This window comes from Oceanobacillus rekensis (assembly GCF_002153375.1).
GTDB classification, from domain to species: Bacteria; Bacillota; Bacilli; order Bacillales; family Amphibacillaceae; genus Oceanobacillus; species Oceanobacillus rekensis.
On record NZ_MTBQ01000002.1, the window covers coordinates 313397 to 338538 of the forward strand.

Sequence of the window (25142 nt, forward strand, 5' to 3'; positions counted from 1 at the left end):
TGGCATTGAAAATAAACAAACTTCCACAACCAGAGTTACCCAATTAAGTAGTATTTTCTAGTTTATAATTGCGGGAGAACCTTAAACTTCAATCAGATTACAATCATTCCTTTAATCTGATTTTAAAAGAATCTAATTCCCAGGACAATAAACTGTTTAACATAACCACTAGAATGTAATAAAAGAACTTCCCATTACCATATCAAACATTCAACCCGCATTCTTTCAAAGCAAGAATAATAGACTTATACAGAGGTGAAATATATGAAACTAAAAAACAGCACAACAATCATCACCGGCTGAGCAAACGGACTGGCGAAGCAATAGCTAGAAAAACTTTATCAAATGGCTGAAAAGTTGCTTTGTTGGATTTAAATGAAGAAAAAGGAAAAGCACTAGCCGATTAACTTGGGGAGTATGCAATCAATCTACATAAAAGGAAAGCGTAAAACCTCATTAAATGAAGCAGTTAATTCATTTGGAATGGTTATGCAGTCGTTAACTATGCAGGAATTGAAATTGCAAGAAAACCTCTGGAAAAAAGTTGTACCTAAGGTAGTTTCTCTAAAGTTATACAAATCGACTTAATCGGTATATTTCATTTCATTCGTCTTGCGACCGTTTCAGCATTTGATGGACAACTTGGGCAGACGGCTTAAAGCGCATCAAAGGCTGATATTGTAGGAATGACATTACCAATTGCAAGGGAGATTTCAACATATGGAATAAGAGTCATGTCGATTGCACCTGGTGTCTTTGAAACACCGTTATTTGCTTTCTTACCAGAAAAGGCAAGAGAATCTCTGGGGAAATGACACCATTTCCATCAAGACTCGGTAAACCTGAAGAATATGCACAATCGGTCCAAAGGATTATTGAAAACCCGATGTTGAATGGAGAAACCATCCGGCTTGATGGCGCAATTCAGATGCAACCGAAATAAAAATAGGAAGGATGATATATTATGAGAGAAGCAGTTATTGTTGAAGCGGTTCGGACACCAGTTGGGAAGAGGAATGGAAGTTTAAGTGAAATCAGGTCTGAGGATTTGGCAGCTAAACCATTGGAAGAAGTAATCAAACGTGCAGGGATTTCATCCGAGTTGGTCGAGGATGTGATTATGGGGTGTGTGACACAGACAGGGGAGCAAGCCTTTGATATTGGTAGACAAGCTGCTTTAATTGCTGGCTATCCTATCGAAGTACCAGGAACTACGATTGATAGACAATGTGGTTCAAGTCAGCAGGCAGTCCATTTTGCAGCCCAGGCGATTATTAGTGGGGACATGGATGTCGTAGTTGCAGCAGGTATTGAAAACATGTCTCGTGTCCCAATGGGTTCCAATAAGCAGGGTGTTAAATTAAGTGAAAAGCTAACATCAAAATATGAAATTATTAATCAAGGACTCTCTGCTGATCGGATTGCTAGAAAGTGGAATATAAGTAGAGAAGAAATGGATGCATTCTCCGTGGAAAGTCATGAAAAAGCAATTGCAGCAAGAAGCAAGGGGAATTTTGAAAAGGAAATAATGCCTCTTGAATTTTTGCGTGCTGACGGAACTCAAATTGTTATGAAAGAAGATGAAGGGCCACGTGAAAATTCTACTGTTGAGAAGCTTGGCGGCTTGAAACCTGCTTTTAAAGAAGATGGAGCGATTACAGCTGGAAATGCAAGTCAAATCAGTGATGGTGCAGCAGCAATTCTTTTGATGTCGCGTGAAAAGGCAGAAGAACTCGGCTTAAAACCCAAATTTAAGGTGCTTGCTAGAACAGTCGTAGGATCTGATCCAACATTAATGCTGACAGGTCCCATTCCAGCAACCGAAAAAGTATTGCAAAAGGCTGGACTTACCATTGAAGATATCGATGTTTTCGAAGTGAATGAGGCATTTGCTTCCGTCCCGATGGCATGGCTGAAAGAAACAGGTGCAGACCCGGATAAGTTAAATCCAAATGGTGGTGCAATTGCCCTTGGTCATCCGCTTGGTGCGAGTGGTGCAAGGTTGATGGTAACGATGATGCATGAACTGGAACGGTCTGGTGGGCGTTATGGTTTACAGACGATGTGTGAGGGACATGGCATGGCAAATGCAACCATCATTGAAAGAATAGATTGATCCAAGTGGTGAGGGGGAATCATTTGCCCCTTGAAAAATGAAGATAATCGCGCCACCATTTCAACATACGGAAAAATACTCGAATAAGTTTAAGATGTGTAAATAGAATCAATCTGTCATCTTTATTCAGATTTTTAGCGATTTACAGGTAATGGAAGAGAATATATGATTATGCAATTGACAATTGTATTACAAGGAGAATAGTAAAATAAAGGAGTTTGTAAGAGTATGCAGTTAAATAATGTGAAAAAGAAATTAACATTGCCTGTCATTATGGCGCCAATGTTTTTAATATCAAACCCGAAAATGGTAATTAGTGCTTGTGAGTCTGGTATTATCGGTTCATTTCCAGCTCTTAATGCGCGTACAAAAGATATTCTTGATGAATGGATGGAAGAAATTAAATTGGAATTGGAAAAGAAGCGAACAGAAAATCCGGATAATAATATTGCCCCTTGGGGAATTAATTTCATTAGCCATAAATCCAACAAACGCTTTTTCGAAGACTTGGAATTAATTCAAAAGCATCAACCACCAATTGTTATTACGTCGCTTGGAGATCCAAGTCCAGTCGTAGAAATTGTTCATGAATATGGCGGTATTGTTTTGTCGGATGTCATTAATATTAAATTCGCAAAAAAAGCATTGGAAAAAGGAAGCGATGGGCTGATTCTAATTGCAAATGGTGCAGGTGGACATGGCGGTACACTGAACCCGATTGCATTTGTCCATGAAGTTCGTAGTTTCTTTAATGGACCGCTAGTTCTTGGTGGGACCATATCAAAGGGGGAAGATATTTTAGCTGCCCAGATATTAGGTGCTGATTTTGCATATATGGGGACACATTTCATTGCTGCAGAGGAAAGTGGTGCAAGCGAGGAATATATCCAGACAGCGATTGAATCAACTATTGATGATATTATTTATACCCCTGCATTTAGTGGTGTACCAGCTAACTACTTAATCCCAAGTATTATAAAATCTGGACTTGACCCGAAAAACCTGCCAGAGAAGGGAAGTATTGATTTCTCTGAGCTTGGAAATCCGGATATCCGTGCGTGGAAGGACATATGGGGTGCCGGTCAAGGTGTTGGAGTAATGAAGAAAATCCAGACGGTCGCTGAGATTACAGAAGAGCTGCTTGAACAGTACAGAAACGCACAGAAAAGAGTAGTAAGTAATTATCCAGAACCTGTAAAACGTTAAATAAGAATGAAAAGAGGTGGCCCCATGGCGGAAGTTGTTAACATAAGAAAGGAAAATAAGATTGCCTACATCTCCATGAATCGACCAGAAAAACGGAATGCGCTATCCGTGGAAATGGCAAATGAATTACTAGATGCATTAAAGGATGCTGAGAGAGATGATGATGTAAAAGTAATTGTCCTTTCTGGGGAAGGGAAGGCTTTTTCCGCAGGCGGGGATCTTGAAACATTAAACAGCTTAAGCAATACTGCAGAGATTTTAAAATATATGAAACAGGCACTTGCAGTCATTCAGACAATGCGCCAATTGGATAAATATGTGATAAGTGTAGTACATGGATTTGCCGCGGGTGCGGGTTTTAGTATTGCAATCGCAGCAGACTTTATCGTAGCAGATACGAATGCAAAGTTTGTCTGCAGTTTTACAAATGTCGGAATTATTCCAGATCTAGGATTGGTAAAAGCATTATCCGAAAAACTACCATCAGCAGTTGCTAAAGAATGGATATCCTCTGCAAAGCCAGTTTCTGCCGAGGAGGCCTATGAAAGAGGGATTGTAAATAAAGTAATAGATGGTGACCTAATAAATGGTGCAACAGAATTTGCCCAGTTTATTGTAGACGGCCCACCACTTTCGAATCAGTTTGTAAAACAATTAGTTAATCATGCTGGTGAACTAACATATGATTCGAATGACATGCAGGAAACAGCGATACAAACACTGCTCCTTCAATCCGAGGACAATAAAGAAGGAATTGCCGCATTCTTTGAAAAGCGAAAACCGGTTTTCAAAGGGAGATAGTTTTAACGAAAGTTCCGCGGCACCTTTCAAAGTCGTTCAACCGCTACCTAAAGTTGTACAGTATTCAAAGAAAGTGGTGCAACCGCTATCTAAAGTTGTGCAGTATTCAAAGAAAGTGGTGCAACCGCTACCTAAAGTTATGCAGTATTCAAAGAAAGTTACGCAAACGCTGCTTAAAGCTGTGCAATAGGTCTAGAAAGTGGTGCAACGCTACCTAAAGTTGTACAGTAAACATAGAAAGTCGCTCCACCCCTAGTAGAAATATCGTGGTGATCGATACTATAAAGAACCAGAAAAAATGAACGCTCCAATCAAAGAGGGATCGTTTTAAGCATGCTGATATAGAAGATATACTGCGTCACGATACTCTGCAACATATCTTCATATAAAAATATGAAATTGGAAGTGAACTATTTTGCTGGAAGAATACGGAATTAAAATGGTTACCATTGATCTCCCTTTCCGCCTCAACCATGTCAACTGTTTCATTGGAGAAGGGGAACATGGAATACAGGTAATTGATGCAGGTCTCCATAACGAGCAAACAGTCAAGAGATGGGAAAAGGAACTTGCTGGTAAAACGGTAACAGATATTTTGGTAACACATTATCATCCAGACCATTTTGGCTATGCTGGTGCATTACAACAAAAGACTGGAGCACAAGTTTCCATGTCACAGATCGATGCGAAAGCTGGATTGTTTGCCTGGCAGGATGATTTTTTAAAGGATCTTTCCGATAACTATCAACTTGCAGGGATCTCTGAGGATCATGCCAATAATATGATCACAAATACAAAGGAATTCGTTCCACTTGTTACACCTTATCCGGAGATAAATCACTATTTCGAGGAAGGTGAGCGGCTGCCAATTGGTAAGTATGAATACGAGGTGATCCATACTCCCGGACATTCCGATGGCTTGGTGACCTTTTATAATAAGGAGAAAAATATACTGTTATCAACCGATCACATTTTACCAAAAATTACACCGAATATTTCCTACTGGTTCCATGGAGATCCAAATCCATTGGGAAATTACTTAAAATCATTGAATAAAATCAAACAGCTGGATGTTGATTTAGTTGTACCATCACATGGGAAGTCATTTTATGGTGGAAATGAGCGGATTGATGAGATCATTGCACACCATGAGGAACGGTTGGAAACATTACTGGAAGGAATACGGGGTGGTAGTACGGTTTATGAAGCCTCGGAAGCATTATTCCAGAAAAAATTAACCATTCATGAATCACGGTTTGCGATCGGAGAGACTCTCGCACATTTGGAGTATTTACGATTAGAAGATAAATGCGTGCGTGAACTTGTTGATGGATGTTATCGATATTCAAGCTGACCCTATCCCCTGTATAACTGCTGTTATACAGGGGATTTTCTAGTGGGATTAGTATCAATATCTGAATAATCGTTACTAATATTTTAATGAACCATCAAAATATTATATGATGATAGAAGAAAAACAAATTGGAGGCTATCACATATGATTACAAATCTACAAGACACCGTAACATTAAATAATGGTGTCAACATGCCAGGGTTCGGACTTGGAGTCTACAAGGTTGAAGATGGTAAAACGGTTGTAAATTCCGTGAAAACGGCAATTAAGAATGGGTATAGAAGTATTGATACAGCTTCATTTTATGATAATGAGGAAGGTGTCGGGCAGGGAATTAAAGAATCAGGCATTCCGAGAGAGGAAATTTTTATTACCTCAAAAGTTTGGAATGAGGAGCAAGGCTATGAGAGCACAATGGAAGCTTTTGAAAGAAGCTTGAAGAAATTGAACACAAATTACTTGGATCTGTACCTGATCCACTGGCCAGTTAAAGGCATGTATAAGGATACATGGCGGGCAATGGAAAAATTATATGAAGAAGGCAAGGTCCGAGCGATAGGGGTTAGTAATTTCCATGTGCATCATTTACAAGATCTGATGAAAGATAGCAATGTAAAGCCTGTTATCGATCAGGTGGAATTCCATCCGCATTTGACTCAAGCCGAGCTACGAGAGTTTTGCGAGAAGGAAAACATTCAATTGGAAGCATGGTCACCATTGAAACGTGGTCAGTTACTAGATGATCCAACACTAATAGAGATTGCTGAAAAGCACGGAAAGACTGCAGCACAGATTATTTTACGTTGGAATATCCAAAGCAATATCATTACGATTCCAAAGTCCATTACGGAACAACGAATTATCGAAAATGCTGATATCTTTGATTTTAAACTTACAGAAAATGAAATGGAAAAAATTAATGACCTTAACATCAATGATCGTGTTGGAACAAATCCGGACAGCTTCGACGTTAAGTAAAGGTGTTATCATGGTCCCTGTTTTAGGTTTATATTATGCATCTACGGGGGATAGGGAAATAATTCAATGCTAATATGTGGTTCTGATTTACATTTATATAGGAGTACAATCCCACTCAATAAGGATTGTGTGATTGCGCACGAGCCACTGGGAATCGTTGAAAAAGTAAGTCCTGGTGTGAAGCAAGTAAAGAAGGGAAAACGGGCCGTTATAATAAAAAAGAGAAGCAGAATATCTGCCTCTCTTTTTTGCTGTTCAAAGTTTAAATTCACTTCGATATAGCTTACAATCTTCTATGAAACTATTATGAAAAAATGAGGAGACTGATACACCATGAAACGTTTGAATACTATAGTAATTTTAACTTCCATTCTATGTTTAAGCGGATGTATGCATCCAGCGGTCGTATCAATAGTTCAGGATGCATATGGAGCAGTGTTAGTTGAAAATGATGCCTTGGTTGAATCGTATTTTTCAGAAGACTATCTTGATGAACATCCAATAAGTAAATTATCAGATGAGATGGGTGAAGATGTTCGAAACAGAAAAGGGATCGAGTTGATGAATATCAAAGAACTTAAGGAAAGACAATTAGCTCCGGAAATCGTGAAAATGTTGAACGAAAAATATGGCGAGGAATGGAATTTAATTGCAGTACAGACAAGTGAAGATACAATTATGATTTGGGTCGTCTCTAGAGGCAAGCAGAAGTATTCAATTGTAGACGGAGAACATATGGATACGGACATATATTTTAAGGATATTTTAAAATAACCGACTTTTTTTTGAACATCGGGGAATAGTAAGTATTGAGTATTATTAAAGTGGTCTCAAGATAACAGAATACTTATAAATTATTCCCTTTAAACAATACTATTTGACACCAGTCTTTATGTGTTTTATTATGTACACCTGATACATTTTTACCACCTTTTTAAACTGCAAATAATGAATTTCACTTCGATTAATTTAAGTGACCACTATTATTCCAATGAAAATAAGTATATGTTTTTCACCAGACAACTATCCTTAGGTAAATAAAAGTCGGAATATTAAGTTAATATACCGTTTCTAATTACCACTTGCATCACCGGTAGTAGTGTATTAGAAATCATAGAAGGAGAGCTATTATGACAATAAAAAAGAGTGTAACGCCTATAATCATGATTATCATTTTTCTAGGTCTTATTTTATTAGGGAATTTGGCATTAAATTCAAGTGCGGAATCTGATAATTCCGATACTATCCATCTTCGTCTCGGACAAGTAAAAGCAGCTTCTCATGCAGTGTCACTGGGAATTGATAAATTTGCAGAATTAGTGGAAGAAAAATCAGATGGAGAAATTATTATTGAAACGTTTCATGATGGTTTAATTGGAAATGATCGTGAGGTAATTGAAAGTGCTCAAATGGGAAGTATTGCAATGGCAAGCTCGTCAACACCAAATATGACCAGCTTTACGAACTATTTTACTGCTTGGGATCTTCCGTACATTTTTGAAACGAAAGAAGAGGTATATACTGCTATTGATGGAAAACCCGGTGAAATCGTGCGCGACCAAATGGAGAATAATGGTTTTAAAGTTATCTTTTTCCCTGACTATGGTTACCGGCAGATTGTAAATAATGTTCGACCAGTAAAAGTTCCAGAGGATATGTCTGGATTGAAAATCAGAACAACGAATTCAAAAATAGAACAGGCTGATTTCGTTGAATATGGTGCAAATCCAACCCCTGTAGCATGGTCTGAGGTATTTACTGCTCTTCAGCAAGGTACAGTCGAAGGTGAAGGAAACAGCTATTCATTACTTTGGGATTCCAAGCATCAGGAAGTGTTGGATTATGCGACAGAAGTAAATTATAACTACAGTTCGGATATCGTTGTTATGAATCTGGAAAAATATAATGCTTTGTCTGAGGAACATCAGCAAATAATCATGGAAGCAGGAGTAGAAGCTACAGAATGGCAGCGTGAGATAGCAAATAAAAATGATGATATAGCGAAACAGGAATTCATAGATTATGGAATCGAAGTATATGAGCCTACCGAAGAGGAAATGAAACAATGGAAACAGGCTTCTGAACCGGTATGGGATCAGTTTGTAGTCGAAGGAATTGCTGAACCGGAGTATGTTGAGATTATCTTAGAAACACTAGGAAAGACAAGAGAGGATATTTTTGAATAGTATCTTTATAAAAATAGATTTTATGATTAGGGGATGAAAACATGGCAGAAGATATAACAATTGGTGGAAGCACCAACCACGAGAAACCTCCATCTGAAAATAGGAGTCCGCTAAAACGAATCTGGGGATTTATTGATCACCGATTGGAAGAGATATTAGTAGTTGTTGGTTTTGCTGTTTTTATCCTTTTAATCAATCTTCAGGTAATCAACCGGTATGTATTGACGTTTATAGAGATTGGAAACATTACGACTTGGACTGAAGAAATTGCTAGATACATTTTTATATTCGTATCCTTTCTCGGGGCCAGTTTAGCCATTAAAAAACGAGAAAGTATTCGGGTAAATATCGTTGTTGATCGTTTCCCGAAGCATGTTCGGAATGCGATTGATGCAGCAAATAGTGTATTTATGCTATATTTCAGTTTTATTATGGTTTCTTATGGATTTAACTTAATCAATTTTCAAATGGAAACAAATCAGGTGACTCCTGCATTAGGTATACCAATGGCCCTAGCTTACAGTGCTATACCAATCGGTTTCCTGTTAATGGGGGTTCGTCTCATTCAAACTTTAATTGAAGATATGAAGGGGATGTCTGCGAAAGACGGATTACTGACTGCCGGTATATCTATATTATTTATTTTACCAGCAGTGCTATTTAAAGACGGCAGTATTACATTGCTATTATTTGGTTATTTTATATTATTTATTGTATTTGGTATGCAGATTGCATTTGCACTTGGGATTAGTACACTAGCAACTGTGCTTGCCACGGATGCAATCCCAGTTGACTTTTTCCCGCAAACAGCATTTACAAGTATTGATAGTTTTCCAATTATGGCTGTACCATTTTTCATCGCAGCAGGAATAATTATGGGTAACAGTGGGATTATACAGAAATTATTGAATCTGTCGGATGAATTATTAGGGTTTCTACCAGGTGGACTGGCACTGGTCGCTATTGTTACAAGTATGTTTTTCTCAGCAATTAGTGGATCTGGCCCAGCAACGGTTGCAGCAATTGGTACACTGCTGATTCCAGCAATGATTAAACAGGGCTACAATCCAGGATTCTCTGCTGCTGTCGTTGCAGCGGCAGGTACGATTGGAATAATTATTCCACCAAGTAATCCTCTTGTTATTTACGGGGTTGTTGGTCAGCAGTCGATTACCGAGTTATTCATGGCAGGTATTGTTCCTGGAATTCTGACAGGACTTGGATTAATACTCGTTACTTTCTTTATCTCAAAGAAGAATGGATGGAGGGGTGACAAAGATTCATTTAGTCTGAAAGGCACATTAAAGGCGACGTGGGATGCAAAATTCGCCTTATTGGTACCAGTAATTATTTTAGGTGGTATTTATGGTGGTATTATGACACCAACTGAAGCGGCGGCTGTTGCTGCAGCTTATGGTTTAGTAATTGGTATGTTTGTTTATAAGGATCTTAATTTTAAAGGTGTCTATAAGAGTCTTGCATCAGCAGGCGTTACCTCAGCTGTTATTATCTTGCTGATTGTGATGGCAAATATATTCGGTCGCTTGATAACATTGGAACAAGTAGCAGAAACCGTTGCTAGTTTTGTTTTATCCATTAGTGAAAACAAAATCGTTATCCTGTTACTATTGAATGTGTTTTTGTTACTAGTGGGACTTGTCCTCGAAGCTTTGGCGGCAATCGTTATTTTAACACCGATTTTACTGCCAATGGCAATGGAACTAGGAATTGATCCTATTCATTTCGGTATTATTATGATTCTCAACCTGGCTATCGGATTGATTACACCACCAGTTGGCGTAAACCTTTTCGTATCAGCTGGTGTAACGAAGATGAAAATAGAAGAAGTTATTAGAGGCGTGATGCCTCTGTTAATCGCAATGATTGTTGTGTTATTGCTCGTCACCTATATTCCGGAAATAAGTATGTTTTTTGTGGAATTGATGCGTTAATCATTATGTTTATAAAATTTACTGCGCGGGTTAGATGTCCGGGGATTTCTTCTGAAAAGCATATTTTTGGATTTCCTAAAATTTCATGGGATAATAAAAAGATACTATAGGATTGGAGATATTTAAATGAAATGTAAAATTAATCGCAATGCAGCTAAAGTACTAAAAAATATGTTAACTACGGAAGAAGCAGAAGGTAAAATGATTCGTGTTAATATTTCCAATATGCATGGAGACCATGCACATTATGGTATCTCATTTGATACACCAACAGAACATGATGAGATTGTGAAAACAGATAAAGATGTGGATATTTTGCTTGATACGCGGGAAGAGTTTCTGGATGGAATCTGGATTCAATATTTCTTTGTAGAAAATGAAGGATTTGTCATTACAAATCCATCTAAAGGATCAGGACATCACTAAATTGCAAAAAAAGAAATCGGCGCTGTTGCCGATTTCTTTTTTTAGGATGTTAACGGTTGTGCCATCGCACTACAAAGTTGCGCAGTCCTGTTCTAAAGTTGTGCCATCGTACCACAAAGTTGCGCAGTCCCGTTCTAAAGTTGTGCCATCGCACCACAAAGTTGCGCAGTCCTGTTCTAAAGTTGTGCCATCGCACCACAAAGTTGCGCAGTCCCGTTCTAAAGTTGTGCCATCGCACCACAAAGTTGCGCAGTCCTGTTCTAAAGTTGTGCCATCGCACCACAAAGTTGCGCAGTCCGCTCTAAAGTTGTGCCTACTCCTCATCATCCAAAACCTGATAAGCAATCTCAGACAACTTCATTTGACTATCCACTTCTTTTTCTCCATGTTTTGCGCTTGTATAGTGGTAGGTGCCATCGCTCGCCTGTTCCCTTGCTTTGACATTGTCATTTAGTGTGACGGTTAATACGTCTTTAATTCTTTCTTTTACTGACTGCTCATAGATTGGGAACAGTAGCTCGACACGCTTTTTCATATTTCTTGTCATCATGTCGGCGGAAGAAAGGAAAATTCGCTCGTCCCCATCACTATGGAAATAAAAGATTCTACTATGCTCCAGAAAGCGTCCGACAATGCTTCTGACACGGATGTTTTCACTGACACCTGCAATGCCGGGCTTCAGGCAGCAGATTCCCCGGACGATGAGGTCTATTTTTACGCCTGCCTGGGAAGCTTCGTAAAATTTCCTGATTAGAATTTTATCTGTTAAGGAATTCATTTTGGCAATAATTCTTCCATTTTCCTTCTTTTTATGAAAACTAATTTCCTCGTCTATATAGCGCATAAAATCTTCCTGAATATCAAAAGGGGCCATGGATAGATGATTAAAATTAGGTTTTTCAGTAAATCCACTTAAATAATTGAAGAAATGGGTGGCATCAATTCCGAATTTTCGCTTCGTTGTGATGATGCCCATATCCGTATACGAACTTGCTGTCGAATCATTATAGTTTCCTGTTCCAAGATGGACAAAACGTTCGATTTTTTCCTTGCGTTTACGGACGATTAATGTAATTTTACTATGAGTTTTAAGAGAATTCATGCCATAAATTACATGGCAACCAGTCTTTTCTAATTCCTTTGCCCATTGTACATTTTGTTCTTCATCAAATCTTGCTTTTAATTCGACGAGTACAGTGACTTGCTTCCCATTTTCAGCAGCCTGTTTCAATCCTTTGATAATAGGGGAATTCCCACTGACGCGGTATAGCGTTTGTTTAATCGCCAAAACATCGGGATCATTTGCAGCATCTTTAACAAGATCAACGACAGGTTCGAATGATTCATAAGGATGATGCAGAAAAATATCTCTTTTCTCAGCAGCTTCAAAGACTGTCTCCTCACGAGAAATATCTTGTGGTTGCTGTGGCATAAGTGTTTCATAAATCAAATGTTCATTCTCGATTTGTACTTTCTTATAAAAGCCAAAAAGATAGGTAAGGTCAAGCGGGCCGTCAACCACATACATATCTTTTTCGTGGATTTCCAATACATATAAAAGAAACTTTACAATCGCTTCATCGTATTTATCTGAACGGACCTCAAGTCGTACGGCAGCACCCCATTTTCGCTTCCTCAGTTCTTTTTCAATTTCCTTTAGAAGGTCCCTTGCGCCCTCTTCATGTATTGTCAGGTCGGCATTTCTCGTAATCCGAAATTCGGTGATGGAACGAACATGATATCCTTTAAACAGTTTATGAATATAGTGTGAAATAATATCTTCAAGCAAAATATATTGATCTGTCCCTGGAACCTTCATAAAGCGATCGAGTAATGCAGGGAGCTGGACAATCGCATTTTTCGTTATTGGGTTCTGCTTGTCATACAGATCTTCCAGTACGATTGCCATATTAATCGACTTGTTGGAAAGCATTGGAAAAGGATGGTAGGCATCGATGGCCAACGGTGTCAGGACAGGGAAAATATATTCATCAAAATAAGCTTCAAGTTTTTCATTCTGTTCAGCTGTTAGTTCGTCAGCTGTAATAACTGAAATATTTTCTTCTGCAAGCTCGGAAAGAAGACGACGGTACATGAAGTATTGGCTTTCTACGAGCAAATGGTTTTCTTTGGATATTGCCTCTAATTGCTGCTTTGGTGTTAGCCCAGCTTTATTTTCAGGTTTATTGAAATCAGCTTTCACCTGATCTTTTAGGCCTGCAACCCTAACCATGAAAAACTCATCCAGATTGGAAGAGAATATGGAAACGAATTTAAATCGCTCCAAAAGTGGGTTTCTCGTATCATTTGCTTCCTCAAGAACTCTTTTATTGAAGGCAAGCCAGCTAAGTTCTCTATTGTTGTAATACATTGGGTTATCCAAATCAATTAGTTTGTCAGTTGTTTTCAATATAATCACCCTTAAATGAAGTCGCTATTAGCAGGTATTCCAAAAGTTCGGTAAAAATAACACATCGAACTTCTTGGTCATTTTTATCCTTCATTTTCAAACACTAATAATTTAATTGTATAACAATTATTCGACAATAAATGATAAGTTTTTGTAAAGTTTTAAGGAAAAAGTAAAAATTAACCCACTAAATCTTTTTCGCTATATAGAAAAATGACGTCAATATTTCTTCCGAGAGTTTTTTCCAAATGCTTCTTCTGTTTTTCTAGCTGGTACTGTTCCGGTTTGTAATCCTGTTTACAATAGAATGTCAGCGTTATTACTTCCTCGCCAATTTCCATAGCAAAGTTTGTTATTACCTGTCTGTTGGTTGCATCCATACAATAAGTAAATTTAAGTAAGGAGCCAAGTAATTCTATTTTTTTCCGCTCTTCCTTTAAGAACCAGTTTTTAAAAGGAGCGATGAATTGTTTGAAAACCGTTTTGTTTTTATAGGATGCGATCAATGCCAATTTTAGACGTTCCATATGCATAAGCCCATCAATGGTCCGATTGGCCAGCAGGTAAAACGTGTGCTGAGGGCTTGATTCAGAATCAATATATTCTCCAAGATTATATACATAGCTAGCCCGCTTTAATGGTATCCAATCTTCCTTTGTCAGTGACCAAATCCCTTTGGACTGTAGTCCTTTAAATAATTTTTCCATTAGCAACCCGATATGCTGGATTTGGTTAAAATCCAGTTTGTATTCATAGATTAACTCTATTAAGCTGTCCTCAAGCACGTTCGGGTATAGATTTGTTTCTGTGTTTCCTGATAAATATTCATAGAAAACACCATCACGGAGTCCTTTTCTGCTTAGGATAAACCCTTTTGCATCGATTACTTCGTATAAATTAAGAAAAGCACTAGCAGCAGGTAAAATCGTATCCGCTCGGTCTTTGGAAAGTCCCTCTACCTTTTCCAATTCATCCTTTTCAAGTGTTGCAAGATAGGTTACGATGGCAGCAATATCACTGTCATTCATTTGATATTGATGTAGTCCTGCAAGAGGATAGGCTTTCCTGTTTTGATCGATTTGCGCCAGATTACGAGCACTTCCACCGATACCAATCAATGGAACAGATTTATTCTGCAACCAGTTTAAGGTGCTGAACTGCTCTTGCAGAAATCCACGTAACTTCATCAAATTTTTCTCGATAGAATTTTCTTGTTTAAGGAATTCCTTTAATGTTAATGCGCCGAAAGGAAAACTGTGATATTCCTGTAAAACTCGGTTCTTAAAATAAGTTATTTCTGTACTTCCGCCACCAATATCAATGGTGATTCCCTCGGTAATAGAAGTGGAATTGACAACAGATAGATAACCATAAGTTGCTTCTTCTCTTTCAGATAATATCCGCATTTCCCAGCCGATTTCATCCAGAACGATCTGCTTAATTTCATCCTTATTGCGTGCTTGGCGAATGGTTGCAGTAGCAATTACGACAAAGTTGTCCAATTGATAGGTTTCCATTACATTTTTAAAGCTTTGGAGTGTTGAAATCAATTTCCTAATTCCAGTCTCGTTTAACATGCTTTCCTCATCAAGGTAGTTACGCAGGCGAGCAACAGCCTTAACGTTTTCAACTTCATGTAATCGACCAGAATTTTCTTGATTATAAACAACGAATCGCATCGTATTTGACCCGATATCAATGACTGCATAGTAGCTTTTTTTCATTACTATCACCAGTTTCTGTAAGTTATTATAAGATGTATATTTCACTGTTTTAAAGGCAATGTTACCGAATATTTAACAAGACATTCGTAATTCCCGGATAATCCTAATTATTTCTTTAATCCCCTAGTTTGGCAATAGACAAACCTGAAGACGTTTCTATTAAAACGGCTGTTTTTAAAGACTTGGACTGCAGCTACTCGCCCCGCCCAAAGATGTTCAGCTACGGCTCCTTGAGGCAAACGTATAAGCAATGGACACTTCAAGTCAAATTCATGCACTTTTCCGGTCCCTTGCTTATACGTTTGCCTCTAACCAGTCACCTCCGCCTTTCTAAGTATGTTGCTTTTGTCACAAAGACTAGGAACTGCTTCATAAACTACGTCTCTTCGGCGACCGCTCTGGGAAATACACTGCGCGCCATCCTAAGGCGGCTGGTGAAGCCCCTTCATGCTAACACATTTCAGTGTCTCACCGATGCCTTTCTTCCCACAGCTAGTTAGAAATGGCTTGCAATTACTGTACTTGCAATAGTTAAAATAGCATCATACAACTTCACTAGTCCGGGATTGCTCTGGACGGTGACTCCTGCGGGAACAGCACGTGTCCGAAGACCCCGCAGAAAGGAATGGTTTGCTTCCGTTTGTAATATTAATCATAACATTCACATGAATCTGGGCATGACATAAACTATTAGAAAACTTGGTGTTTGCTATGAGGTTGGGCGAATGCCAAGCCGCACTTATGCAGATAGGAAAATTTTCGTACTTTCTTATCCTGCTAAAAATGATAAAAGGATGTGGTGATTTGTCCAATCAAAGCTATTATGTGAGCGGTAATACGTCTAAAGGACTACTTAATTACTTACCTACAAATATCAAAAACATAAATCGAATAATCGTATTAAAGCATTCGTCTGAAATGGTAAAAACAAGGCTAATCAAACGGGCTATCAATCACTATGACACAACAGATGATATCGAAATTTTAAAAAGCCCATTAGGAAAAAATTATTTGGATGGGATAATCATCCGTGCGAAATCAGTAGCTATTATAACGGATAGAATTCCCTTGAAACCCTTAAGTAATTCAATGGAACTGGATTTAAACCCGATCATTGGGAGAGTTCAAGAAACGGATGACTATTTGAAAAACAAGAATAAATTTGATTCATTCGTGACAAAGGCCCATCAAAATTTTGCAACAGGTCTACAAGTTCATGATGATCTGGAAGCAATCTATATTAAAGAAATGAACTTCAAACGTGCAGACGAAATGGCGGATAACTTAATACAGGAAGTCTTACAAAACAAACAAATAAAAAACGAACAAGCGCATGTATACCATAGGTTCTTTGGTACCAATACAGCAGATGGCGTCGTGAATGAAGTGCCAGATCTAATCGAAAATATAAAACATGTCTATTATATCAAGGGGCGTGCAGGGACTGGGAAATCAACCTTTATGAAAAAGATTGTAAAAGCATGTGTTGCATATGGTTTTGATATGGAATTATACCATTGCAGTTTTGACCCAAACAGCTTAGACATGGTACTTGTCCGTGAGCTTGATTTCTGTATTTTTGATAGCACAGATCCACATGAATTTTTCCCGACTCGTGATGGGGAAACTATCATTGACTTATATAAAGAAACGGTGACACCCGGAACAGATGAAAGGTTTGCAAATCAGATTAACTCCATTAATAGCCATTACAAATCCTATATGAAAAAAGGTATTCAAGATTTAAGTGAGGCTGTGAAGTATTTGGAAAAAAATGAGAAAGCATTCAGCTGCAACGATAAAGATATCGAAATGGCGTATGCATTACTGATGAAGATATAAATTTATTATACTACTTTCAACTCGAAACTGATTACGCATAGCATGAATCCAGATGTACGTGCATAGGATATATAAACCGCTGCATGATGGAGGGAGTAAATATGAGTATATTAAACAAGGTGAGAAACTATAGGGAAGAAGAAAAGCGCTTAGTATGGGAAGGAACATTCGCTGACTACTTGGAAATTGTTAGAGAACGACCTGAAGTTGCTCAGACTGCTCATTCACGTGTATATAATATGATTAAAGATGCTGGTGTAGCGGAAAGAGACGAACAAAAGATGTACGAATTCTTTGGTGAAGGAATCTTTGGGCTCGAGACAGCGATTGAACGATTGGTGGAGGAGTATTTTCATCCAGCAGCAAAACGATTGGATGTCCGTAAGCGTATATTATTGTTGATGGGACCTGTTAGTGGGGGGAAATCCACGATTGTAAGCATGTTGAAAAGAGGCTTGGAACAATACTCGCGTACAGATAAGGGAGCGGTTTATGCCATTAAAGGCTGTCCAATGCATGAGGATCCGCTACATTTGATTCCACAGCATTTACGTGATGATTTTTCCGAGGAATACGGGATTCGTATCGAAGGAAGTCTATCCCCGTTGAATACGATGCGGCTGGAACAGGAATATGATGGTCGAATTGAAGATGTTAAAGTGGAACGTATCTTTTTCTCAGAAGATAAACGTGTCGGCATTGGAACATTTAGTCCATCCGATCCGAAATCTCAGGATATCGCTGATTTAACCGGTAGTATTGATTTTTCAACGATTGCCGAATTTGGATCGGAATCAGACCCACGAGCATATCGTTTTGATGGGGAACTTAATAAAGCGAATCGTGGGATGATGGAGTTCCAGGAAATTTTAAAAAGTGATGAGAAATTCCTCTGGCATTTACTATCATTGACACAGGAAGGGAATTTCAAGGCGGGAAGGTTTGCATTGATTTCTGCGGATGAACTGATTGTAGCCCATACAAACGAATCGGAATACCGCTCATTTATTTCAAATAAGAAAAATGAGGCACTCCATTCTCGTATGATTGTCATGCCAATTCCATATAATCTTCGAGTGAGTCAGGAAGAAAGAATCTATAAGAAGATGATTAGTGAGAGTGATATCGCCGATGTCCATGTAGCACCACATGCATTACGTGCTGCAGCAATCTTTTCTATTTTGACGAGACTCAAAGAATCGAAGAAACAAGGAATTGATCTCGTTAAGAAAATGCGACTATATGATGGAGAAAGTGTGGAAGGCTTCAACCAAATCGATGCAGAGGAATTGAAAAATGAATTCCAGGATGAGGGAATGGGAGGAATTGATCCCCGCTATGTTATCAACCGGATATCTTCCACAATTATTCGTAAGGAAGTACCATCGATTAATGCACTCGATGTATTACGCTCCTTAAAAGATGGACTTGGACAGCATCCATCGATTTCGAAAGACGATTTAGATGAATATATGAATTATATTGCTGTTGCAAGAAGGGAATATGATGAAATAGCGAAGAAAGAAGTACAAAAAGCATTCGTCTATTCGTATGAAGAATCTGCCAAGACATTAATGGATAACTACCTGGATAATGTGGAGGCCTATTGTAATAAAAATAAACTGAGAGACCCACTGACAGGGGAAGAAATGAATCCAGATGAAAAGTTAATGCGCTCAATCGAGGAACAAATTGGAATTTCGGAAAATGCAAAAAAAGCATTTCGTGAGGAAATACTTATTCGTCTGTCTGCATATGCCAGAAAAGGAAAGCGCTTCGATTATAATTCCCATGAACGCCTCCGTGAAGCAATTCAAAAGAAACTTTTCGCAGATTTGAAAGATGTCGTGAAGATTACGACATCATCGAAAACACCGGATGAATCGCAATTGAAAAAAGTAAATGAAGTAATAGCTCGTTTAATAGATGAACATGGCTATAATTCCGTTTCGGCGAATGACCTGCTTCGCTATGTAGGCAGCCTATTAAATCGCTAACCTAAAAATAAATTCGGGACTAACGACTAAGTTAGTCCCTTTTTTCATACCAATTATGAATTATTGGAAATAACTTGTTTCTATTTGCATAGGATAAAGAAAGTAGAAAGTAGAAAGTATATAGTTTAATAAAATACTGAAAATTTAAATAATAGGAGAGGATAGAATGCAAGAAAAGCAGGACCAAAATTTCGTTGTCTCCCAGGAAAACTGGTCTCTCCACAGAAAAGGTCATCAGGATCAAAAACGCCACAGTGACAAAGTGAAGGATGCCATAAAAAATAACTTACCAGATTTAATCAGTGAAGAAAATATTATCATGTCCAATGGGCGTGATGTCATCAAAATTCCGATTCGCTCTTTGGATGAATATAAAATCCGCTATAATTATGAAAAATCAAAGCATGTCGGCCAAGGCGGCGGTGGTTCGGAAGTTGGGGATGTTATCGCACGTGATCCGAATGCAGAGCAACAAGGTCAGAATGGAGCCGGCAAAGGCAGAAAAGCTGGCGATAAACCTGGCAATGATTATTATGAATCTGAGGTATCGATTGCCGAAATTGAGAATGCCCTCTTTAGTGAGTTGGAATTACCGAACCTCAAGCGGAAAGAACCAGCAGAAATCACAACCGAAAAAGTTGAATTCAATGATGTCCGTAAAAAAGGGCTAATGGGTAATGTGGATAAAAAGCGTACGATTTTGACAGCGTTAAAAAGGAATGCCCGGGATGGCAAGGCAGCAATTACCCCGATTCATAATGATGATTTGCGCTTTAAGACTTGGAATGAAGTGATTAAGCGGGAGTCCAAAGCAGTTGTTATTGCCATGATGGATACGAGTGCATCAATGGGGACATTCGAAAAATATATGGCAAGAAGCTTTTTCTTCTGGATGAATCGCTTTTTGCGTACGAAATATGAAACAGTGGAATTTGAATTTATTGCCCATCATACGGAAGCAAAAGTTGTTACCGAAGAGGCGTTTTTTTCCAAAGGGGAAAGCGGTGGAACCATTTGTTCTTCAGCCTATCTCAAAGCTTTGGAAGTGATTCATGATAAGTACAATCCATCTCGCTATAATATCTACCCATTTCATTTTTCGGATGGAGAGAATATCTCCTCCGATAATCCGAAGTGTATCAAATTAGTCAATGAAATAATGGAATGCTCCAACATGTTTGGTTACGGAGAAGTGAATGGCTACAACCGTTATTCAACATTGATGAATGCCTATAAAAAAATTGATGACCCGAAATTCCGTCATTATGTTTTAAAAGAAAAAGGTGATGTGTACCATGCGATGAAGAGTTTCTTCCATAAGGATAAAACTACCGTTTGAAAATAACATTCCCCTCTGACATAAGAGGGGAGTGTTATTACTTTTCCTCAATGGTATATGTTGCCCGATCAGTTTTTAAGTTAAATAATTTACCGTCAAAATAATAGTTGGATGTGTCATCCAGCGGTATTTCATAGCGTGGGGCAGGTAGTGGTTCCATTTGATTTTCAGCGTTTTCAATTTCCCCTTCACCACTTAATATTAAGGAATGCTCGGACACATAATCATCAATGCTCTGTGTATTGTTGGAATAGGAGACGTATTGCAGTTCTATTTCCGTTTCATCTAAATCGTTCAGTTCCTTTTTTGTGATTTTAATATTTTTCCCTGTCCATGATTTAAGTTTATCATTAAATTCTTCGATTGATAATGCCTGTTGCTCCATATGAATCCCTCCTGCTTTTAGATTACCCTGATAATACGCTTCATACACCTTATCCAATTTTTCCCCACCTTAACGGGCAGTAAACCCCCTTAAGGAAAAGGTTTCAAAAAGACCAAGAAATATATATGTGTAGGGGTTAACTGCCCGTAAAGGTCCGATTCTGTTCAAGGGCCTGCGGGTCTCCCTTGCGGTGCTAACAATCAGTGAGGGAAAAGGGATCCCCCCACTGATTGAAGTTTCACTTTATGGACATTATTTTCTGTACCAATCATAAACTGTATAAAGCACTTCTGGAGGGATGAATGTGGAGCAAACGAAAGAACTAAGTTATGCAATAGATGAAATAACAGAAATCGCAACCGGATTCGGGCTTGATTTCTATCCGATGCGCTATGAAATTTGTCCAGCAGATATTATCTATACATTCGGAGCATATGGCATGCCAACAAGATTTACGCATTGGAGTTTTGGGAAGCAGTTTCATAAAATGAAGCTGCAGTATGATCTTGGACTTAGTCAAATATATGAACTTGTCATAAACTCGGACCCTTGTTATGCGTTTTTGCTTGATACAAATAGCCTCATTCAAAACAAACTAATCATTGCACATGTACTGGCCCATTGTGATTTTTTCAAAAACAATGTCCGCTTCTCCAATACGAGAAAGGATATGGTAGAAAGCATGACAGCAACAGCAGAGCGTATTGCAGACTATGAGATGAAGTATGGTAAGGAAGAAGTGGAAAGCTTCCTTGATGCTATCCTTTCGATTCAGGAACATATTGACCCGTCTCTTGTCCGTTCCAAGTTACCAGCTAATCGGAATGTAGAAGAGGAGGAAGAAGCGGAACAGCCAAAAATTAGAACGAAATATGATGATTTATGGAGTCTGGATGACAAGCCAGCCGATCAAAAACCGACGACGAGAAGAAAAATCAAAAAGCTGCCGCCAAATCCTGAGAAAGATATCTTATTATTTATTGAACAGCACAGCAGGGAATTAGAAGACTGGCAACGTGATATTTTAACGATGATGCGTGAGGAAATGCTATATTTTTGGCCGCAGCTGGAGACAAAGGTTATGAATGAAGGATGGGCATCCTATTGGCATCAGCGAATCTTAAGGGAAATGGATTTAACAACAAGTGATACAATTGAATTTTCCAAACTGAATGCAGGTGTTGTTCAACCATCAAAAACGTCGATTAATCCGTATTACTTAGGCTTAAAAATTTTTGAAGATATCGAGGAAAGATATAATAATCCAACAGAAGAAATGAAAAAGCTCGGCTATAAATCGAATTCGGGTAGAGAGAAAATTTTTGAAGTCCGTGAGATTGAATCGGATATTTCATTTATCCGGAACTATTTAACGAAGGAACTGGCGCAAAAGGAAGATATGTACTTGTTCGAGAAAAAGGGAAGGGACTATCGTATTTCAGAAAAGGATTATGAACAGGTCAGGGACCAGCTCATCTCCATGAGAGTGAATGGTGGGTTTCCATATATTGTCGTTGAAAATGGAGATTATTTAAGAAATGGTGAGCTATATCTTGTCCATGGCTATGAAGGAATCGAGCTGGATATTCGTTACCTTGAGCATGTGTTGCCATATATCCATCAATTATGGGGGAGAACGGTTCATATGGAAACGACAATTGAAGATAGAAAAGTCGCTTTCACTTATGACGGAAAGGATTTGGCGAAGCGGAATTTGTAGATGTAAGCTACTGCACATAAGGTGAACTTCAGCGGCCGCTCTGGGAAATATACTTCGCGCACCTTAGGGCGGCTGGTGTGCCCCTTCATGCAGACGCATTTCGGGGTCTCACCTATGCCTCCCTTCCCGCAGCAGTCTACGTATATTTCCCAGACCTGGTTTTGAGCTTGCAGACGATTAACTGCTTAGTGATGTTTAAAAATCAGATCAAACAACTTCACTAGTCCGGGTGAGCGGAGGGCGGTGACTCCTGCGGGAAAAGCACGTGTCCGAAGACCCCGCACAGTGGGTTTCTCGAGGAGGCTGAGGCCGTGCCCTAAGGTGCGCATCCGCCCGCAGGATCCCGGACGGCTGCAAAGCACACGTGTTTGGAAATGAGCCAACAGTTACTTCACTTTTTATTTTGTAGATAGAATCTAAAATACATGGTAGTTAGTTCGCAATTTATCTCGACTACGGGGTAAGTAACAACAATCTATACGAAAATAGCTAACACAAAGAGAGCTTGGAAATTCAAGCTCTCTTTGTGATCTGCAAAAAAAGGGAAGGGTCAGGTAATTATTTAATTATCTCCTTAGCATCCTTATTACGGAAATATTCGTATAGGGATTTTAGGGAGTTGGCGTCGAGTTCGATGTTATTTTCATAGGCATATTTGATGGCGTAACCGAGTGCCAATGTCATGCCGCCTGCAATACTTCCGCCGGCAACAGATCCTGCGCCAGGGATAAATTTGACGACTTGACGGAATAATGTTTTTCCGATATTTCCTGTAATGGTTGCAATTGCGAGTTCTTTTGCTTTTTTCTTGGATAAGGGTTTTTCATATAATGCTGCCAATTTTACCATCAGTCCAACTTGAATCCCTGTTAATGGAACGAAATCTGACCCAGGTAATGGTGCAGCACCGATTGCTGTTGCCGACCCTGTTGCACCTAAGATCCATTTATTCGCGATGGAGGATTTTTCTTTTATTAGTCTGGCGAATTGGATTTCTTTATGTTTTTTTTTAAGTATGTCCAAAATTTCATTTCTCAATTTATCAATATTTTCACCAGTTCGTGATGATATTGGAACGACTTTATATTTATGATTTGTATGTTGTTTTACATAGCTGACAAGGCTCGGTATATCATCTGCAGCATCGATTTTATTCAATACAAAGAGGATATTTTTATTTTCTTTGGAAATCAGTTCAAATGATTTCTTCTCTCCATCTGATAAGACGGTTCCTGCAGCATTTAAGAAAAATAAGATAACATCTGCATTTTTATAAAAATTCATCGTTTCCTCGGAATTTTTATTATTAATATCATCAAGTCCTGGTGTATCTGCGAATATGATTTTATCGCGATATATATAGCGGTCAATCCCTGTTGTTTCTCCTGGTTTTGCACCAACCATGGCAACTTCTTCACCGATAATCTGATTAATCGTCGAAGATTTACCTGTATTGACATCGCCAATCATGGCAAAAAGGATTTCCTCATCTAACTGTGCATTTACTCTGTTTGTTTCCTGCTCATATGCTTCTTCAAATTCTTGTTCATTGAATTCTGCCAAGACAAACACGCTCCTTACTCTCTATATTACCAAAATGGTGAACTTGAAACACGTGTGAACCGAATAGAATAGAAAAAGCTGTGGACAGGATATCGTCCACAGCTTTTATTTACTAATTATTATTCTCCCTGTAAGCCTTCCAAAATAGACAAATCAATTAGGCCATCAATATCATTACTTGGTATATATTCTGCTTCCAAGCTAATATCTGCCATTTCCTGAATAACTTCTTCGTTTACTTCGGTTGTAACTTCGAGATTATTAAAGGCTGCTTCGACTTCATCTGCATTAAGCTCCTGGCCAGTAAGTTCTTTCAAATGCTTAATAACTAACTCCTGGCTTTCTTCTGGATTTTCCTGAATGAATTCGACAGCTTGTTTATGTGCTGTTAAATAGCTTTTAGCTAACTCTTCATTATCTTTAAATTCTGCAGTAGCTGCAACAACAGTATTGGTTGAGTCTTTCCCCCATGCAAATTCATCCCAGTCAAGCAATTTCTGCCCGTTTGCCTGTGTTTCGAGTACATATCCCCATGGTTCCTGTGTTGCTGCTGCTTGAACGGAATCTTGGGCGAAAAGTGTCGTCGAGTCTGCCGGTGCTGCTGCATGCATTTCTACCGTTCCACCACTTGTCGTAGGTGAGAGACCAACTTCCTGAAGTGCTTTCCTGAGCATGACATCTTGCGTACTTCCAATAACTGGAATAGCTACTGTTTTACCGTCCAGATCTGCCACTTCCGTTACACCACTGTCCTTATCTGCGACTAGTACTGCACCACCATTGACAGCACCAGATATCATGTGATAATTGGAATCTTTCACATAAAAATTGAGTAATGGACCAGGACCGACTGTACCAACATCAATTGCATCCGTTGCCATGGCTTCCATAAATAATCCACCATTTGTAACCGTTCTTGTATCAATCGTAATATCTTCTCCAAACGCTTCGTCAAAGTAGCCATTTTCCAATCCGACAATTGTTGCGATATGTGTCATATTAGGAAAGTAGCCAATGGTTATTTCATTTGTTCCACCATCGCCCTCACTATCAGAAGAGCTGCCACATGCCGATAGAAAAAGGGCTACAATAGTAATAAGAATTGATAATTTAATTGTTTTGCGTTTCATTTTATTACCCCCA

Annotated in this window: 21 protein-coding genes; 16 read left to right on the forward strand and 5 right to left on the reverse strand. The window is 38.7% G+C overall.

The window, feature by feature from the left end:
* The first annotated feature begins 686 nt into the window (after positions 1 to 686).
* The 12 genes from BV906_RS20110 to BV906_RS05495 all read left to right on the forward strand — a co-directional run bounded on the left by BV906_RS20110 (position 687) and on the right by BV906_RS05495 (position 11019).
* On the forward strand, positions 687 to 815 hold the full coding sequence (locus tag BV906_RS20110; RefSeq protein WP_342744347.1) for a hypothetical protein: 129 nt from the start codon (positions 687 to 689) through the stop codon (positions 813 to 815).
* Complete coding sequence (locus tag BV906_RS20115) at positions 812 to 943, forward strand: hypothetical protein (RefSeq protein WP_342744348.1); 132 nt, start codon at positions 812 to 814, stop codon at positions 941 to 943. Before BV906_RS20110 ends, BV906_RS20115 begins: the two co-directional genes overlap by 4 nt.
* 21 nt (positions 944 to 964) lie before the next feature.
* A complete protein-coding gene (locus BV906_RS05445) occupies positions 965 to 2116 on the forward strand; it encodes a thiolase family protein (RefSeq protein WP_087972433.1) in 1152 nt (383 codons plus the stop codon).
* A gap of 228 nt (positions 2117 to 2344) precedes the next feature.
* On the forward strand, positions 2345 to 3322 hold the full coding sequence (locus BV906_RS05450; protein WP_087972434.1) for an NAD(P)H-dependent flavin oxidoreductase: 978 nt from the start codon (positions 2345 to 2347) through the stop codon (positions 3320 to 3322).
* Positions 3323 to 3346: 24 nt separating this feature from the next.
* Positions 3347 to 4123, forward strand: a complete 777-nt coding sequence (locus BV906_RS05455) for an enoyl-CoA hydratase/isomerase family protein (RefSeq protein ID WP_087972435.1) — start codon at positions 3347 to 3349, stop codon at positions 4121 to 4123.
* Positions 4124 to 4538: 415 nt separating this feature from the next.
* Entirely contained in the window at positions 4539 to 5477 is a 939-nt protein-coding gene (locus BV906_RS05465; protein WP_087972437.1) for an MBL fold metallo-hydrolase, read from the forward strand.
* A 144-nt stretch (positions 5478 to 5621) separates the two neighbouring features.
* On the forward strand, positions 5622 to 6455 hold the full coding sequence (locus BV906_RS05470; protein WP_087972438.1) for an aldo/keto reductase: 834 nt from the start codon (positions 5622 to 5624) through the stop codon (positions 6453 to 6455).
* A 66-nt stretch (positions 6456 to 6521) separates the two neighbouring features.
* Positions 6522 to 6737: an alcohol dehydrogenase catalytic domain-containing protein gene (locus BV906_RS05475; protein ID WP_087972439.1), complete on the forward strand. Its 216-nt coding sequence runs from the start codon at positions 6522 to 6524 to the stop codon at positions 6735 to 6737.
* A 51-nt stretch (positions 6738 to 6788) separates the two neighbouring features.
* Positions 6789 to 7229, forward strand: coding sequence for a hypothetical protein (locus BV906_RS05480; RefSeq protein ID WP_087972440.1), 441 nt, complete (start codon positions 6789 to 6791; stop codon positions 7227 to 7229).
* A 356-nt stretch (positions 7230 to 7585) separates the two neighbouring features.
* A complete protein-coding gene (locus BV906_RS05485; RefSeq protein WP_087972441.1) occupies positions 7586 to 8641 on the forward strand; it encodes a TRAP transporter substrate-binding protein in 1056 nt (351 codons plus the stop codon).
* 41 nt (positions 8642 to 8682) lie between these two features.
* Positions 8683 to 10593, forward strand: coding sequence for a TRAP transporter large permease subunit (locus tag BV906_RS05490; protein ID WP_087972442.1), 1911 nt, complete (start codon positions 8683 to 8685; stop codon positions 10591 to 10593).
* Between the two features lie 126 nt (positions 10594 to 10719).
* Positions 10720 to 11019 carry a heme biosynthesis protein HemY gene (locus BV906_RS05495; protein ID WP_087972443.1) on the forward strand — a complete coding sequence of 100 codons (300 nt, stop codon included), beginning with the start codon at positions 10720 to 10722 and terminating at the stop codon, positions 11017 to 11019.
* 313 nt (positions 11020 to 11332) lie between these two features.
* Here the strand turns inward: BV906_RS05495 and BV906_RS05500 are convergent, their stop codons facing one another.
* Both BV906_RS05500 and BV906_RS05505 read right to left on the reverse strand, forming a co-directional pair.
* Positions 11333 to 13429, reverse strand: a complete 2097-nt coding sequence (locus tag BV906_RS05500; RefSeq protein ID WP_140321962.1) for an RNA degradosome polyphosphate kinase — start codon at positions 13427 to 13429, stop codon at positions 11333 to 11335.
* A 179-nt stretch (positions 13430 to 13608) separates the two neighbouring features.
* On the reverse strand, positions 13609 to 15153 hold the full coding sequence (locus tag BV906_RS05505; protein WP_087972444.1) for a Ppx/GppA family phosphatase: 1545 nt from the start codon (positions 15151 to 15153) through the stop codon (positions 13609 to 13611).
* Positions 15154 to 15936: 783 nt separating this feature from the next.
* On the opposite strand from BV906_RS05505, the gene BV906_RS05510 reads away from it, so the two are divergent.
* The 3 genes from BV906_RS05510 to yhbH all read left to right on the forward strand — a co-directional run bounded on the left by BV906_RS05510 (position 15937) and on the right by yhbH (position 20331).
* Positions 15937 to 16995, forward strand: coding sequence for a hypothetical protein (locus BV906_RS05510; protein ID WP_087972793.1), 1059 nt, complete (start codon positions 15937 to 15939; stop codon positions 16993 to 16995).
* A 101-nt stretch (positions 16996 to 17096) separates the two neighbouring features.
* Positions 17097 to 18992 (forward strand): PrkA family serine protein kinase, encoded by a 1896-nt coding sequence (locus tag BV906_RS05515; protein ID WP_087972445.1) that lies wholly within the window; start codon positions 17097 to 17099, stop codon positions 18990 to 18992.
* Between the two features lie 166 nt (positions 18993 to 19158).
* A complete protein-coding gene (gene yhbH / locus BV906_RS05520) occupies positions 19159 to 20331 on the forward strand; it encodes a sporulation protein YhbH (protein ID WP_087972446.1) in 1173 nt (390 codons plus the stop codon).
* A gap of 37 nt (positions 20332 to 20368) precedes the next feature.
* Here yhbH and ymzB read toward each other — a convergent pair whose 3' ends face one another.
* Positions 20369 to 20764, reverse strand: a complete 396-nt coding sequence (gene ymzB, locus BV906_RS05525) for a protein YmzB (protein WP_245843987.1) — start codon at positions 20762 to 20764, stop codon at positions 20369 to 20371.
* A gap of 250 nt (positions 20765 to 21014) precedes the next feature.
* Between ymzB and BV906_RS05530 the strand changes: the two genes are divergently transcribed.
* Entirely contained in the window at positions 21015 to 22436 is a 1422-nt protein-coding gene (locus BV906_RS05530) for a SpoVR family protein (protein ID WP_087972447.1), read from the forward strand.
* Positions 22437 to 22994: 558 nt separating this feature from the next.
* On the opposite strand, the gene BV906_RS05535 is transcribed toward BV906_RS05530, so the two are convergent.
* Together BV906_RS05535 and BV906_RS05540 are read right to left on the reverse strand one after the other, a co-directional pair.
* Positions 22995 to 23999: a GTPase gene (locus BV906_RS05535; RefSeq protein WP_087972448.1), complete on the reverse strand. Its 1005-nt coding sequence runs from the start codon at positions 23997 to 23999 to the stop codon at positions 22995 to 22997.
* Between the two features lie 119 nt (positions 24000 to 24118).
* Positions 24119 to 25129 carry an aliphatic sulfonate ABC transporter substrate-binding protein gene (locus BV906_RS05540; protein ID WP_087972449.1) on the reverse strand — a complete coding sequence of 337 codons (1011 nt, stop codon included), beginning with the start codon at positions 25127 to 25129 and terminating at the stop codon, positions 24119 to 24121.
* Between the last annotated feature and the right edge of the window lie 13 nt (positions 25130 to 25142).